Genomic DNA, 15,103 nt, shown 5'->3' on the forward strand with positions numbered 1-15,103 from the left:
GGGGAAATGGATATCAGGAGGAGCAACCGACATGGATGATATGATGCTTCAGGACCTGGCGATGCAGGTTGGAACAGCGCTTGCCCAGCAGGAATTGACGCTTGTCACGGCCGAATCCTGCACAGGCGGGTGGCTGGGACAGGTCGTTACTTCAGTCGCCGGGAGTTCCGGCTGGTATGAGCGCGGCTTCATTACCTATGCTACGGCTTCGAAACAGGAAATGCTGGGCGTGAGTAGCGCCACCCTCGAGCAGTACGGTTCGGTATCGGAACAGACAGCCTCCGAAATGGCCGCAGGTGCGATTGCACGCAGCCATGCCCAAGTGGCGGTATCAGTAACCGGTATTGCCGGACCGGAGGGCGGAACCGAGGAAAAGCCGGTCGGAATGGTATGCTTTGCCTGGATAATGAAAGAGGGAATGGCGCTCGCCGAAACGCGATATTTCAGCGGCAGCCGCGAGGAGATAAGGCGCCAATCCGTATCGGGAGCACTGCAAGGCCTCATTGATCTGCTACACAGTATTCCGCCCGCCGTCGCATAACTCCCCGTTGCTCAATGATCGCTCTCATGCGCGCCATGACGGGACATCAGCCGGTCACTATAGGCGATTGCAATTGCGGACAACAGGAAAACTATGTGGATTCCGGTCTGGGCCAGGATCGTTTTCTCGTCATATGCATTGGCATTGATGAATGTCTTCAACAGATGAATGGAAGAGATGCCGATAATAGCAGTGGAGAGCTTGACTTTCAGCACTGTTGCGTTGACATGTGATAACCACTCCGGCTGATCGGGGTGTCCTTCCAGATTCATACGGGAGACAAAAGTCTCATAACCTCCGATGATCACCATGATGAGCAGGTTGGAGATCATCACCACGTCGATCAGACCCAGTACGACCAGCATGATCGTCGTTTCCCCGATCTTCTTGGGAGGAGCGGCGCCCTCGATCGAAACCGCATCCAGGGTGTGCTCCAGCGCCTCCTTGTTACCCATCACTGCTCCGATCAGGTCAAGTAATTCCACCCAGAAGTGATAGACGTAGACGCATTGCGCAAGAATCAGTCCAAGGTACAGGGGCAATTGCAGCCAGCGTGTGGTAAATATGAAATATGCCAGCGGCTGGATCTTCCTTGACCTCCCGAGGTAGACGGTTGGTGCGGTGTCGTTGGTATCGTTAGAGTCCTCGTTGATTTTCATTCAATTCTGTGGATTTTGCGGTGAAAAATATCCGCTATTTTACACGCCGGCTGTTTCGTTGCGCACATCGTTCATGTGGTTTCGCCGGTCCGTCGACGTACTATGTACTATGATCTGCCGATGCCCATCCCGAATAAGAGAAGAATACGAACATGACCGCGATTTCTCCCCTCGCGCTGGGGGCTCTTGCGGCGGCCTCGTTTTTGCCGCTCTTGCCACATGCCAGCGCGAAAACTCCGGAGCAGGTTTTTACGGAGGAAAGAGTCCGCATCGTGTCGGTTGATATGTTGAATGCACAGGGTGAGCTGGCCGCTCAGGGCAGTGGCGTGGCGCTGGGCGCGGACCAAGTGATCACTACCTGCGATGTCACCCGCCAGGCAGAAAGTGCACGAGTGGGCTGGTCGGGAAGGGTATTCAAGGCCACGCCGGCACCACCGCAAACACATCTCAATCTTTGTCGCCTCCATGTTGCGGGTATGCACGCTCCATCGCTTGCTTTAGGCAGCGCAGAAAAGCTCAGGGTGGGACAACCGGTAAATGCAATCGGTCTGCCTCACCCAACGCTTGGCGGCAGGTTGAAAGGAAGCAGAAACGAGGAAAGAAGGAATGGGCGTGACAGGATCTGCCCGATGTGCGATGGGAGCAAAGTCAATGGATTGCAGGAGGAACACCGACGTGACCCGATCCTGGCCGAAGGCGTGGTGGCCGCAATGCGCCCCTATGCAGGGTCCCGTTACATGAGAATTTCGGCACCCCTCCTGCCGGGTTTCAGCGGCGGGGGACTATTCGACGAACAAGGCCGGCTGATCGGAATTCTCTCGCCGCAGCGTGTAGAAGGTGAATCGCTTGCTTTCGTATTGCCGTCGGATTGGCTTGACAGTCCCCCGGAAATGACACAAGCCCCCAGGGCAATGGCCCCAAAGTCAGCGGACCCAAGGCATGGGCTCGCTTGGCTCAATCAAACGCTGGCGCTGGAAAAGAAGGCCGACTGGCGTAGGTTGTTGAATCTCTCGCAGCAGGAGACCAAGCGCGACCCGTCGAATGCGGCTGCCTGGTTTAACGTGGGGATTGCTTCCTGCAATCTCAAGCAATATTCCCAGGCGGTCAACGCATACCGGGAAGCCATTCGTCACCATGCCGGCTATGCTGATGCCTGGCATAAACTCGGGACGGCTTACGCGAATCTCAAAGACTACGATAACGCAAGCCAGGCCTACGAGGATGCGCTTCGCATGGATCCCGATAATGGCGAGGCCTGGTACGACCTGGGCAATACTTACCATAACCTCAAAAAATATGCGCATACCATTCATGCCTACCGGCACGCCCTCCGGATTGACCCGGAAAATTTCAGGGCCTGGTACAAGCTGGGAGTGACCTATGACGAGTTGAAACTGCACGGCGAGGCGGTTGAGGCATACCGGAAAACAGTGATGCTCCAGCCGGAGAATGCGGATGCCTGGTACAACCTTGGGGTGGACTATGGCATTCTGGATGAGCGCGACAGGATGCGCGAGATCTACCAGACGCTGCGCAAGCTGGACCCGTCCAGGGCCGAACGGTATTTCAATACTTATATCCTGCCATGAACATCCCCGGTGAATGTTCCCCCGGTGAATGTTCATTAGAGCAGAAGAATGTTTCAGCAAGCATAAAACAGGTGTCTGCTGAACACGTTGTCATTTTTCCCCTGCTTTCCCACGGGGGTCACGTATGCGATAATTGACCCATCTTCAAAGGAAAAAATTTCATGGACGAAAACAGAAGCAAGGCATTGGCGGCAGCGCTTTCCCAGATCGAAAAGCAGTTCGGCAAAGGCTCGATCATGCGGCTGGGGGCAAGCGATGTCGGCAAGGACGTGCAGGTCATCTCCACCGGTTCGCTGGGCCTGGATATTGCGCTAGGAGTGGGCGGTCTGCCACGCGGGCGGATTGTGGAAATCTATGGGCCTGAATCCTCGGGCAAGACGACACTGACCCTGCAAGTGATCGCAGAGATGCAAAGAATGGGTGGTACGGCCGCATTCATCGATGCGGAACACGCACTGGATTCGCAATACGCGCAAAAACTTGGTGTCAATGTTCAGGACTTGCTGATCTCGCAACCGGATAACGGTGAGCAGGCGCTGGAAATAGCCGACATGCTGGTGCGCTCCGGCTCGATCGACGTAGTGGTTGTGGATTCCGTCGCGGCCCTCACCCCGCGGGCGGAAATCGAAGGTGAGATGGGCGAGCCGCAAATGGGTCTTCACGCCCGGCTGATGTCGCAAGCGTTGCGCAAGCTCACTGGCAACATCAAGCGCAGCAATACCATGGTGATTTTCATTAATCAGATACGTATGAAAATCGGTGTCATGTTCGGCAGCCCCGAAACCACGACCGGAGGCAATGCGCTGAAATTCTACGCATCCGTGCGTCTTGATATCCGCCGCACAGGTTCCATCAAGAAGGGCGAAGAGGTGATTGGCAGCGAGACCCGGGTGAAGGTGGTCAAGAACAAGGTGGCACCCCCCTTCAGGCAGGCGGAATTCGATATTCTCTACGGTGAAGGCATTTCGCGCGAGGGCGAAATTATCGAGCTGGGCGTGCAGCACAAGCTGATTGACAAATCCGGCGCTTGGTATGCCTACAAGGGGGACAAGATAGGCCAGGGCAAGGATAACGTGCGCGAGTATCTGAAAGAGCATCGCGACATTGCCATGGAGATCGAGGCGAAAATCCGGGCAGCTGTCGGAGTTTCCAACCCGGCCGAACCTGCACCCGTGGAATGAGCGCGCCAAGCGGCAGAAACGTGACGGCGTCGCTTTCTAGATCCCGAAAGTAGATTTCCCAAGATGCCATGACGGGCGCGCCGAGTCTCAAAACCCGGGCGTTGGGTTATCTGGCCCGGCGTGAACACTCGCGGCTGGAACTGGAAAAAAAGCTTGCGCCTCATGCCGAAACTCCGGAAGAACTTTCCTCTGTGCTGGATGGCCTTGAGCAGCGCGGATTTCTGTCGGCGGCTCGTCTGGTCGAGCAGATAATGCACATGCGCAAGGCCAGGTTTGGCAGTTTGCGAATCGTGCAGGAGTTGCGCGAAAAAGGCATCGAAGAGAATTTGATCACCGCGGTCCTGCCTGATCTCAGGGAAGCCGAGCAGCGCAGTGCGTACGAAGTATGGCGGAAAAAGTTCGGTGCAATCCCTGCGGATGCGAAAGCCTTCGGCAGGCAGACACGGTTTCTGTTGGGGCGCGGATTCAGGCCGGAAGTGGTGCGCCGGGTGTTGCAACACTCCGATAAGGAAGAAGGTTGAAAAATCGCTTGCCTCACTTGTCTCGTTTGTCCCGGCGCACGGCTCAATTTCTACAGGCTGTGTTCCTCGTGGCCGCTCTCGGGATTTTGCTCGGCAGTTGTGACCGTCTTCGCGCTACACCCATTAACGAAGTCAATACCTCCCCTGCAAATTTTGATGGGAAGGAGGTCGTGCTTCATGGCGTGGTAACGGAGCTGACGCGGATTCCGCTGATTGATATGAAGTCTTTTGTATTGAAAGACGAAAGCGGGGAGATCCCTATCCTCACTGATCACGATTTGCCGAAAAGCGGCCAAGAACTGAGCGTTAAAGTGAAGGTCCAAAATCTCGCAATCATAAACGGCGAACCTCTGGGAACGACGATAACGGAAATAGAGAGGCACGAATGGGCCATCAAGGATTGGATAAACCAGACAGTAAGCCAGGCAGCAAGCAATCTGTCCCGTCTGATTAAATGAAGCGAGATGAAAAGCAGCGAAGTACGCCAAAAATTTCTTGAATTCTTTGAGACGCACGGTCATACGATCGTTCCGTCCAGCCCCCTCGTGCCTGGCAATGATCCGACATTGCTGTTCACCAATGCCGGCATGGTACAGTTCAAGGATGTATTTCTCGGGCAGGACAAACGTCCCTATGTGCGCGCGGCAAGTGCGCAGCGCTGCGTGCGCGCGGGCGGCAAGCACAACGACCTGGAGAATGTGGGCTATACCGCGCGCCATCACACATTCTTCGAAATGCTTGGGAACTTCAGCTTTGGAGACTATTTCAAGCGCAACGCCATCAGGTTCGCCTGGGAGTTTCTCACCGATATCCTGAAAATTCCCCAGGAGCGATTATGGATTACGGTTTATGCCGAGGATGACGAGGCCGCCGATATCTGGCTGAACGAGGTAGGCATCGATTCTTCGCGTTTTACCCGCATCGCTACTCAGGACAACTTCTGGCAGATGGGCGATACCGGGCCCTGCGGCCCGTGTTCCGAGATTTTTTACGACCATGGTCCGGAAATCCCCGGCGGGCCGCCTGGAACACCGAATGCCGACGGCGACCGCTACGTGGAAATCTGGAATCTGGTGTTCATGCAATACAACCGCGACAGCGCGGGCACCTGGCATCCCCTGCCGCGCCCTTCGGTCGATACCGGCATGGGCCTGGAGCGTATCTCCGCAGTGATGCAACAGGTTCACAGCAACTACGAAATCGACCTGTTTCAGGAATTGATCAAGGCTGCGGCGCGAGCCACCGACACAACCGATCTGTCCAGCAGTTCGCTCAATGTCATTGCCGACCATATCCGGGCCTGTTCTTTTCTCATTGCCGATGGCGTGATTCCAGGCAATGAAAGTCGCGGCTATGTCCTGCGGCGCATTATCCGGCGCGCCATTCGCCATGGTTACAAGCTCGGACAAAAACAGCCTTTCTTCCACCTGCTGGTGGAAGACCTGGCGAGCGTCATGGGGCAGGCTTATCCGGAACTGATGGAGGCAAAGACGCGGGTGGCGGCGGTACTGAAGCAGGAAGAGGAGCGCTTTGCCGAAACGCTGGAAAACGGCATGCAGGTGCTGGAAGCGGCGCTACGGCGTGGCGACAGGATGCTGGATGGAGAAACCCTGTTTCGTCTCTACGATACCTTCGGCTTTCCATTGGATCTTACCGCCGACATTGCGCGCGAACGTGGAATTGCCATAGACGAGGCCGGGTTTGACCAGGCAATGGAGCGCCAGCGCGAGCGCGCACGCACCACCAGCAAATTCATCATGCAGGAAGCCATTGCTTATAATGGTCCCTCAACGGCGTTCCATGGATACGAAAGCCTGCAACAGGAAGGACAGGTTCTTGCGATCTATAAGGAGGGCAGCCGGGTCGAGTTTATCGAGGCGGGCGATGAGGCGGTGATCATGCTGGATAAAACCCCTTTCTATGCCGAGTCTGGCGGCCAGGTAGGGGACAGCGGTGAACTGCTTGCTGCCAACGGCACTTTTGCCGTTGCCGATACCCAGAAAATCCAGGCGGATGTGTTCGGTCATAAGGGATTGCTACGCAGCGGACGACTGGTAACAGGCGATGTCGTGCTGGCGGAAGTTGATCGCAGCGCACGCGCGCGAACGGAACGCAATCATTCAGTCACTCACCTCATGCACAAGGCGCTGCGCGAAGTATTGGGTCACCATGTCCAGCAAAAAGGCTCGCTGGTGGACGCGAATAAAACGCGCTTTGATTTTGCGCACAACCAGCCCGTGACGGACGCGGAAATCCGCAAGGTGGAAATGCTGGTGAATGCCGAAATTCTCGCCAATGCTGCCACCGAAGCGCGCATGATGGCAATCGAGGATGCAAAGAAATCGGGGGCCATGATGTTGTTCGGCGAGAAATATGGCGACGAAGTGCGCGTACTGGATATCGGTACTTCGCGCGAATTGTGTGGTGGCACCCATGTCAAGCGCACGGGCGACATCGGTCTCTTCAAGATCGTGGCCGAATCCGGGGTGGCTGCCGGAGTGCGGCGTGTGGAAGCGGTGACAGGAGAGCGAGCCCTCACTTACATCCAGGAGCAGGAATTGCAATTGCAGCGCGTTGCCGAGGCAGTGAAAGCGCAACCCCAGGACGCTGCTGTGCGCATTACCCAGATTCTCGATAGCGTGAAACATCTGGAAAGAGAGCTGGGGCGCATGAAATCGAAATTGGCCAGTTCACAAGGCGATGACTTCGCTGACCGGGTGCGCGAGATAAAAGGCGTGAAAGTACTGGCGGTGTGTCTTGAAGAGGCAGACCTGAAAACCCTGCGTGAAGCAGTGGACAAGTTCAAGAATAAATTCAAATCCTGCGTGACAGTGCTGGCTGCCGTTGAAGATGGCAAGGTCAAGCTGATCGCAGGCGTGACCAGCGATCTGACAGCAAGGCTCAAGGCGGGCGATCTCGTCAATTTCGTAGCTCAGCAGGTGGGCGGCAAAGGGGGCGGTCGAGCCGACCTGGCGCAGGCAGGGGGAACAGTGCCCGATAGCCTGCCCGCTGCCCTGGAAAGTGTCGCCAACTGGGTCGAGCAGCACCTATAAGCAAGGCGTCTCCAATAACTTCAATAGATTGATCAGGAATGACTAGTAAACACGCACGCCTTCTCATCCTCGGTTCCGGTCCTGCCGGTTATACCGCTGCGGTCTATGCCGCCCGCGCCAACCTCAAGCCCATGCTTATTACCGGCCTGGCCCAGGGTGGTCAGCTCATGACTACAACGGAGGTGGACAATTGGCCTGCGGATGCGATGGGCGTGCAAGGCCCGGAACTGATGGAACGTTTTCAGAAGCATGCGGAACGTTTCGATACAGAGATCGTTTTCGATCACATTCATACGGTCCAACTTACAGAAAAACCTTTTACGCTGATTGGTGATCAGGGGACCTACACTTGCGATGCATTGATTATTGCCACCGGTGCTTCTGCGCGCTATCTGGGGATGCCTTCGGAGGAAGCGTACATGGGCAGGGGGGTTTCAGCCTGCGCCACCTGTGACGGCTTTTTCTACAAGGGACAGGACGTGGCGGTGATTGGGGGTGGCAACACAGCGGTAGAAGAGGCCCTTTATCTTTCCAATATTGCCCGCAGCGTCACTGTCGTTCACCGGCGCGATAAATTCCGTTCAGAAAAAATCCTGATAGACAAACTGATGGACAAGGTAAAAAACGGGAACATTAAGCTGGAGCTTCACTACGTACTCGATGAAGTGCTTGGCGATGAGGGCGGTGTTACGGGAATGCGCATAAAGAATGTTCTGGACGGTTCGACCAAAACGATGGATTTACAGGGGGTGTTCATCGCGATTGGCCACAAGCCGAACACCGATATTTTTCAGGGCCAGCTAAAAATGGAAAACGGTTACATCATGACGCAGGCGGGAACACATGGCAATGCCACGGCCACCAGCATTCCCGGCGTTTTTGCGGCAGGTGACGTACAGGATCACATCTACCGGCAGGCGGTAACCAGTGCGGGAACTGGCTGCATGGCCGCGCTGGATGCCGAAAAGTACCTGGATGTTCTGGTCTGAGGCGGGGAGCGGCAATCAGAACAGGGCTTCCGCGTAATTTGCCAATTCACGCCTACCTTGGAGTCTTCCGGCACAATCAATATCCAGGTTATCCATGGCCCGAGGGGAATGAGCCGAAGGGAGTTGCTCGGGGGCCGAGATGAGACGGCGGGAAAGAAAGCCCGGCATCCATACCACGCGGGCAAAAACTGCTGCGGAGGGGGATAAACGAGAGGGAACCGCCCCATCCATCGGGGATAATGATGCTGCCCTGTTTCGTGACGCCATGCGTGACGTCGCGCCCCTCGCCCCAACCGATAAGGTCATTCTTTCGGCCAGCCATCCGCCACCCATCCCCCTTCAGTTTCAACCTGCACGACCTGTTGCCCATGACGCGCTATCGGACGATGTCCGCTCCATGGATCCCAGTGATGAATGGATTTTTTTGCGCCCCGGCGTCTCGCGCCAGACCTTGCGCCGGCTGCGGCGAGGCTACTGGAAAATAGAGGCCCAACTTGACCTGCACGGGCTTACGCGGGAGGAAGCAAGGCTCGCGCTGGTGGCGTTCATGGATGCGAGCGGCGAAAGCGGCAAGCGCTGCGTGCGTGTAATACACGGCAAGGGATTCGGATCGCAGAATCGGGAGCCCGTCCTGAAAAGCCGGATTGGCGGCTGGCTCTCGCAACGGGAGGATGTGCTGGCGTTCTGCCAGGCAGGGCCGGCGGAGGGCGGCAGTGGCGCTGTGCTCGTGCTGCTCAGGATACTCTCGGACAGTCAGCCAGCAAACTCGTGAAATATTCAGGAGGTTGCTTAAAACGATCTGCTTAAAGGGTAGGTTTGTTCTCGTGCATGTAAGTTTTCTCATGCACTTCCTGACAGCGTACGCAACGTTGCGCAGTGGGGTAAACCATGAGCCGCTCGAACCCTATTTCGCCGCCACAGTCGATACAATCGCCGTAATCCAGGTCCGCCAGGCGTTTTAGCGCCGCTTCCACCTCGCGCATCTCGTTCACCTGGCGATCCACGAGGTTGGCGTCCACGTCCACCAACATATCCGCTACTGAAGCATCACCCGGATCAGCGACACTGCCTGCCAGATCGGCATAGTGCTGGTTATCCGAACTCTCCAGTTCGTCCCGGACCTCTTCCCGCAGTTGCAGGTAGCGCTGTTGCAGAACTTCCTTCAACTGCGCCAATTGCTCTTCAGTAAATTGTGCCATGATAAATTCCTTTATGATCGGAATTGCCGGCTGACAAACCCTCAGGAAAGAGGAAAACAGATATTCCGCTCAAGCGAATTCACAGTGCAATTTGCATGCGAGGCAGGGGAAATCAGCGTCCGTATCACCGCAATAGGGCAGTGTTACGTGCAATAGATTGATTATAGAAGAGTAAGCAGCACCGCGCTCATCCCTTTGCATTGTACTTGCCCCTTCTTCCTGCAGGTCTTGAGCATTATCCCAATTCACATGAACTTTTCTCTACCGTTCACCCTTGAATCCTGAATTCTTCGCCTCCGTTTGCCCTGAAACTGTCGAAGGGAGCGAACGGTTCAGGACAAGCCGTCAAAGGGGACGAACAGTGCCCAGGACATGCTTGTCGAAGGTCGAATGGAGGCATAGTAGGGCTTTTCGAAGGAATCGACTGTGCCCAAGGCAACACAACTTCTATTCGAAAAGCAAATAAACGTATAGTGAGTAGAGCGCGCAGCCTACTGATGAAACGTATGGCTTGACTTGTTCGATGCCTTGAGAGCTTCTGCGAAGCTCATCCTTCAGTTTGCATTCAATTTTCTTACCGGCAACGCCCACATCCGCAACAGCACCGCTGCTAACGCAGCCAGTCCTCCCGCGAAAAAGAACGCCGTGGCCGCACTCTGAAACTGCCAGAGCGATCCGAACAGCAGCCCAGCGGGAATTGCCGCGAGCCCCACCATCAGGTGATACCAGCCAAAAGCTGTCCCCCGTTCCCGCGGCAGCGCGTAATCGCTGATGATGGCGCGCTCCGCTCCCTCGCTCATGCCGGCGCATAAACCGTAAAAAATGCTTACCGCCCATAATCCGCTACTTCCCTGCACCAGCCCCAGCATCAGGAACGAAAGTGAAAACGTGGACCAGCCTATCAGCATCAACGTCCCGCGCCCCAGACTGTCCGCCAGTTGCCCACCCGAGATGGAGGTCGCGGCTTTGCAGAAACTCAGCGCCGACCACAGCAGCAGTAATTCCACGGTTCCAACCCCTAACTCATGTCCCAGCAGCAGGATGAAAGTTTCCGAGGCGCGGGCAAACGTAAACAGCATCAGCACCAGAAGATAGCGACGCATGGGGAGGGATAAGAGCGACCAGCGCAAAGGTGGAAGTTCAGGAGAAGCTGGATGATGACCAGCCGCATCCTCTTTATCCTCCTTATTTTCCTTCACTCCCACACCGAGCAGCAGCACGGCGATGAAGCCTGGAACCGCGGACCAGAGGATCACTTCTGTGAGGTTCAAGCCGGACCATGCCAGCACTGCCGCCGCCGCCAAGCTGCCTGCAACGGCACCGCCGTTGTCCATCGCGCGATGGTACCCGAAGGCGTAGCCGTGCATTCCCGGGGGCGTCGCATCCGCAACCAGTGCATCACGCGGCGCGCTGCGCAAACCCTTGCCTACCCGGTCGATGCTGCGCAATACCAGAATCAAGGGCCAGGAGCCCGCGAGCCCGAGCATAGGACGGGTAATGTTCGAAAGCGCATATCCTGCGACCGCAAGCCCCTTGCGCCGTCCACTCATGATATCCGAATGCCGTCCCGCCCACAGCTTGAGCAGGCTCGCCACCGCATCCGCAACACCTTCGATCAATCCGAGCGCTATCGGTCCCGCCGCTAGCACCGTCGCCAGCAGGATCGGAATGAGCGGAACGACGATATCAGAAGCAAAATCGTTGAAGAAACTCACCAGCCCGAGAACGATCACGGTGCGGGGCAGTTTTTTCTGGGGGATAGGTTGCTGGGGCAGGGCTATCTGATCGGGTTTTTCCATACCCGAATATTAGCGTAAAATGCGCGGTTACCCGCCCTGGTAGCTCAGTGGATAGAGCGACCCCCTCCTAAGGGGTAGGTCACACGTTCGATTCGTGTTCAGGGCGCCAATAGAAACAAGAAGTTATACTTTTAAAATAACTTCCTGATTATGCGGGGGTTACGCCAGGGTTGCACGGCGCCCGTAATACCTCTTTTCTCTGCCTTTTTATATCCCATCTTCTGCATAAGATAGTCCAGCTGTTACTCAGGTGTACTTTAGTCCAGTAGTCACCAGCGTATCAGGTGATAAAATTCTGCTGCTAATAACCCAACAAAAGACCTAAACACAATTGATCGGGTTTTTGACAATTGACAGTGAGAGTTTAGGCAAATGGCATTATGCTGCCACTATACTCTCTAGCTCCCTATATTGTCCCATTGGCTATATTTGCATCATTTATCTTCTTTTTTACCTGATTTTTAGGGAATTATCGGGTCCGCAATTCAAAGCGGCATTCCATTCGTTGAAGCAATGTACTAAACTGGAATACCACGGCTTCGCTCCTTGGCGAAACGATCGGGAGGAACAGCTCTACCGTCCTGCGATGATGCTTTTCATCACGCACCTATAAAAAACTGGGCGATAACAAATGAGAACACTAAGACTAAAACTTTTAATCCTCGTCACTCCATTTTCTCTGTTTTCTGTCCCGTCACACGGGGAATCGAAAGGAGCACCGGTGGAAATCGTCACCAAGACGTATAACCGGGTTTTGGTTCAGGCAAACAAGGATGGGCCGCGGCTCGCAATCGACGATAAAGAAGCCGGAGCAAGCGCTTTGGGTAAGGAAGCAAGCCACTGCAATCAGGATAGGCAGACAAGTTTTGCCAGGGGCCGTGCAAAAACTTCCGTAAACAAGCTGAATGAACTGGGATTGGAAGTCAATCTGGAAAGTGCGGCTTTCGCGCGCGGTGGATATTTCATAACCTGTCAGGAGAGCAATCCGAGACAATTCCCTTGCGACACCGGGGGATGCCTGGGAAATGTCACGAACAACAAGTTGGCGAGCGCGGATGTAAGCTCCAGCGCGAGAGTGGAGTTTCGCTTGCTCACCGCTGATTCTCCGGATTACCGGATAAAAATATCAAAATCGGGTTCAAGTGATCTGGTGGCCACTTTAATAGGCCCGGATGGCAAAGAAGTAAAACTGAATGAGCCAGGCGGCAAAGAACCGGTTCTACGGCGAGCAAGCAAAGGAAGTTATCAACTGAATCTTGAACTTCCGGCAGTTGCAAGCAAGAAAGGTCAAGACAGGGAGGAACTCGAGAAGTCTGCCACGGTTCGCGTCCAGTTAACCGCGCTTCCCGCTCAGGAGTCTCCAAAAACGGAAACTCCAAAGCCTGAAACTTCAAAACCTGAAACCCCGAAATCCGAAACCTTGAAGTCCGAAGCTCCAAAGCCTGAAGCTTCAAAACCCGAAACCGCGAAGTCCGAAGCTCCAAAGTCTAAAAAGTAATAAGTTCTGAGCTCCACTTGAGATTTTTCTCACTGGAGCTTGGCTGAAAATGGGCCATCTCGGGATTGTGTTCCTGCCGAGTGGTCCACGGTGTTGGCTTCATAGAGCGCTTCTCAGGGTGGGGAGACGCCTTCACGCCCTGCCTTCCCATCCCATAATTTCCTGCGCCCTGCTTCCGCCGGTCAGGCGGCGCAAGGAGCAGTTCGATGAAGAGTGAAGAAATTACCTCCGCAGACTTCTCCTGAAAAGCGCCCGCATGGAGAGAATGTAGCCCGTCACTTGCTTTCCTCTTCCAGGATGGGTAGATGTTGAATCATCGATGGTGTAGGTAAACTTGCTGCCATCTGCCATTCAGAACAATGAACTCCTCATTCTCTTTCATCTGATCGAACTGAAACTCTAATCCAGAGCTTCACCAGGAAAGTCTGATCACGTGTCTTCGGGGTTCTGATTGGCTGTCAACGGGTTTGTAACCTGCAGCGTTGAAAGGGTAGGAAGGCAGAAGGTAAGTGGCGAACCGCACAGACAATGTGCTGGGAAAGTACGAGAATTATTTTACATCAGGCACATCAGGCGAAACTGGAGGGTGGGAGAATGGGAAGGGGTTTGGTCGATCTGTCCGGATTGAGCGGTGATCCGGAAAGTGATGATAGAGCGGGGAAGCTCCTGGCACGCTGGGAAGCGGAGATCATGAATTCTTCGGCTTCGGGCATGGGAGCAGTTGAATATAGGCAGCAACCATCGATTATCCCCGGAAATCGCCGGAGTCGCCCGCGGCTTCTTGATCGCCGGATGCGGCGAAAATCCGCGCGGGGCCCAAGCGTTTCTTTGCATGCCACATACAAAAAGCGCAAGCGGAGGTGAATCGCTTCGGATGAGGACGCTTCAACATCGTCCGCTTCATGCGTTTATAGGCGCGACTTTATGCGTGTCTGATCTGCTCGCTTGCTTATTTGTCATTTATGGGCGAGAAGGTTGAGTGTCGTGCTGTTTTTCCTTTCTATTTGCAGCTTTTCACATCCTCTGTAACGGTTTTTCCATCTTTTAGTACGACAGTTTGTCGGATGGTCTTGCAATTACTGTCGTTATCAACGCCCACGACCTCGGCTCTCCCGCTCACGCCACTATCGGGATTGGTGAAAGTTTGGGTCTCGTTGGTTTCATACGCCCGCTGGGAAGTTTGAGCCATGCGACGCTGGTCTTCCTGCCCGAGACGTCCTCCGATTTCCGCACCCAGATAATATCCGCCCACCCCGCCGGCCACAGCACCCAATATACGGCCTGCAGTGCCCCCACCTAGGTAGCTGCCAAGGTAGCCGCCACCAATGGAACCGGCAACGCTGCCGATCAAGCCGCCGGCACGCCTCGTTTCGGTGGACTGGCATGCTGACAGGAGCGCAACCAGGGCCAGGAGCAGCAAGCGCTTTGTCCATGTAGTTGAAATCGACGCTTGGTTCATGATCTTTCCTCCAAATTTTGCTTCAGGCTGAATTCGACGTTATCTCAGTAATGTGCGGCCGCGATATAGTTTCCTTGCCATGATCTGTTTGCATCCCATGGTGTTATTAACGAAAAAGGAGACGCGAGGATGACGCGCCTATTCTGTTTTCTGTGGGGCGACTTTCTGCGACAATTATTATTTTCCTCTTATTCCCGGACTGCAATGAAATTCAGGAAAATAATAAGCCTCGTTACTCTGCTGGCCGTTCTTCCCACGCTCTCGGGTTGTTGGTATCTCCTGGCGGGGGGTGCCGGCGCTTACGGCGGTTACAAGATGAAAGAGAAGGGTTATACGTTGCAGAATCCCATCACGAAAGAGAAAAGCAGTCAGACATCGAAATAAAAGTATAGAAATATCGCGACAGTATTGCTCGCGGCCGTGCACATTTGAAGACCCCGTATTCGCCCATGGGCGCTATCTCTCTCCCAGGGACGGGCTGGGGGAAGCATGTTTGCGGAGGCTGGAGGTCAAGCGAATACGTGGGCGATGGTGTAAATCGTCAGGCCTGCCAACCCGCCTATCAGCGTGCCATTGATGCGAATGTACTGCAGGTCCTCGCCCACCTGCCGCTCG

15 protein-coding genes and 1 tRNA gene are annotated in these 15,103 nt (G+C 54.9%); 11 read left to right on the top strand and 5 right to left on the bottom strand.

The window, feature by feature from the left end:
• Positions 1-31: 31 nt before the first annotated feature.
• A complete protein-coding gene (locus BMY01_RS15820) occupies positions 32-541 on the top strand; it encodes a CinA family protein (protein ID WP_074749081.1) in 510 nt (169 codons plus the stop codon).
• 11 nt (positions 542-552) lie between these two features.
• On the opposite strand, the gene BMY01_RS15825 is transcribed toward BMY01_RS15820, so the two are convergent.
• Positions 553-1,200, bottom strand: a complete 648-nt coding sequence (locus BMY01_RS15825; RefSeq protein WP_074749082.1) for a TIGR00645 family protein — start codon at positions 1,198-1,200, stop codon at positions 553-555.
• Between the two features lie 152 nt (positions 1,201-1,352).
• On the opposite strand from BMY01_RS15825, the gene BMY01_RS15830 reads away from it, so the two are divergent.
• From BMY01_RS15830 to BMY01_RS15860, 7 genes are all read left to right on the top strand, one after another.
• Entirely contained in the window at positions 1,353-2,789 is a 1,437-nt protein-coding gene (locus BMY01_RS15830; protein ID WP_074749083.1) for a tetratricopeptide repeat-containing S1 family peptidase, read from the top strand.
• A 161-nt stretch (positions 2,790-2,950) separates the two neighbouring features.
• Positions 2,951-3,970 carry a recombinase RecA gene (recA, locus tag BMY01_RS15835; RefSeq protein ID WP_074749084.1) on the top strand — a complete coding sequence of 340 codons (1,020 nt, stop codon included), beginning with the start codon at positions 2,951-2,953 and terminating at the stop codon, positions 3,968-3,970.
• Positions 3,971-4,038: 68 nt separating this feature from the next.
• Positions 4,039-4,491 (top strand): recombination regulator RecX, encoded by a 453-nt coding sequence (recX, locus tag BMY01_RS15840; protein ID WP_074749085.1) that lies wholly within the window; start codon positions 4,039-4,041, stop codon positions 4,489-4,491.
• Positions 4,488-4,949, top strand: a complete 462-nt coding sequence (locus tag BMY01_RS15845) for a hypothetical protein (RefSeq protein WP_175463299.1) — start codon at positions 4,488-4,490, stop codon at positions 4,947-4,949. The genes recX and BMY01_RS15845 overlap by 4 nt, the downstream gene beginning before the upstream one ends.
• 6 nt (positions 4,950-4,955) lie before the next feature.
• Entirely contained in the window at positions 4,956-7,544 is a 2,589-nt protein-coding gene (gene alaS / locus BMY01_RS15850; protein WP_074749087.1) for an alanine--tRNA ligase, read from the top strand.
• 38 nt (positions 7,545-7,582) lie between these two features.
• Positions 7,583-8,533, top strand: coding sequence for a thioredoxin-disulfide reductase (gene trxB, locus BMY01_RS15855; RefSeq protein ID WP_074749088.1), 951 nt, complete (start codon positions 7,583-7,585; stop codon positions 8,531-8,533).
• A 139-nt stretch (positions 8,534-8,672) separates the two neighbouring features.
• Positions 8,673-9,305, top strand: coding sequence for a Smr/MutS family protein (locus BMY01_RS15860; protein WP_074749089.1), 633 nt, complete (start codon positions 8,673-8,675; stop codon positions 9,303-9,305).
• Between the two features lie 31 nt (positions 9,306-9,336).
• Here BMY01_RS15860 and BMY01_RS15865 read toward each other — a convergent pair whose 3' ends face one another.
• On the bottom strand, positions 9,337-9,732 hold the full coding sequence (locus BMY01_RS15865; protein ID WP_074709386.1) for a TraR/DksA family transcriptional regulator: 396 nt from the start codon (positions 9,730-9,732) through the stop codon (positions 9,337-9,339).
• 554 nt (positions 9,733-10,286) lie between these two features.
• A complete protein-coding gene (locus BMY01_RS15870; protein ID WP_074749090.1) occupies positions 10,287-11,531 on the bottom strand; it encodes an MFS transporter in 1,245 nt (414 codons plus the stop codon).
• Between the two features lie 33 nt (positions 11,532-11,564).
• Between BMY01_RS15870 and BMY01_RS15875 the strand changes: the two genes are divergently transcribed.
• A tRNA-Arg gene (locus BMY01_RS15875) sits at positions 11,565-11,640 on the top strand.
• A 612-nt stretch (positions 11,641-12,252) separates the two neighbouring features.
• Positions 12,253-13,029 carry a hypothetical protein gene (locus tag BMY01_RS15880; RefSeq protein ID WP_074749091.1) on the top strand — a complete coding sequence of 259 codons (777 nt, stop codon included), beginning with the start codon at positions 12,253-12,255 and terminating at the stop codon, positions 13,027-13,029.
• Between the two features lie 1,000 nt (positions 13,030-14,029).
• On the opposite strand, the gene BMY01_RS15890 is transcribed toward BMY01_RS15880, so the two are convergent.
• Positions 14,030-14,488, bottom strand: a complete 459-nt coding sequence (locus BMY01_RS15890) for a hypothetical protein (RefSeq protein ID WP_074749093.1) — start codon at positions 14,486-14,488, stop codon at positions 14,030-14,032.
• Between the two features lie 129 nt (positions 14,489-14,617).
• Between BMY01_RS15890 and BMY01_RS15895 the strand changes: the two genes are divergently transcribed.
• Positions 14,618-14,872 carry a hypothetical protein gene (locus BMY01_RS15895; protein WP_254772790.1) on the top strand — a complete coding sequence of 85 codons (255 nt, stop codon included), beginning with the start codon at positions 14,618-14,620 and terminating at the stop codon, positions 14,870-14,872.
• Positions 14,873-14,997: 125 nt separating this feature from the next.
• On the opposite strand, the gene BMY01_RS18905 is transcribed toward BMY01_RS15895, so the two are convergent.
• Positions 14,998-15,093 (bottom strand): DUF445 family protein, encoded by a 96-nt coding sequence (locus BMY01_RS18905; protein ID WP_368086254.1) that lies wholly within the window; start codon positions 15,091-15,093, stop codon positions 14,998-15,000.
• Positions 15,094-15,103: the final 10 nt, after the last annotated feature.

The sequence above is a fragment of the Nitrosospira multiformis genome (assembly GCF_900110185.1).
Taxonomy (GTDB): domain Bacteria; phylum Pseudomonadota; class Gammaproteobacteria; order Burkholderiales; family Nitrosomonadaceae; genus Nitrosospira; species Nitrosospira multiformis_A.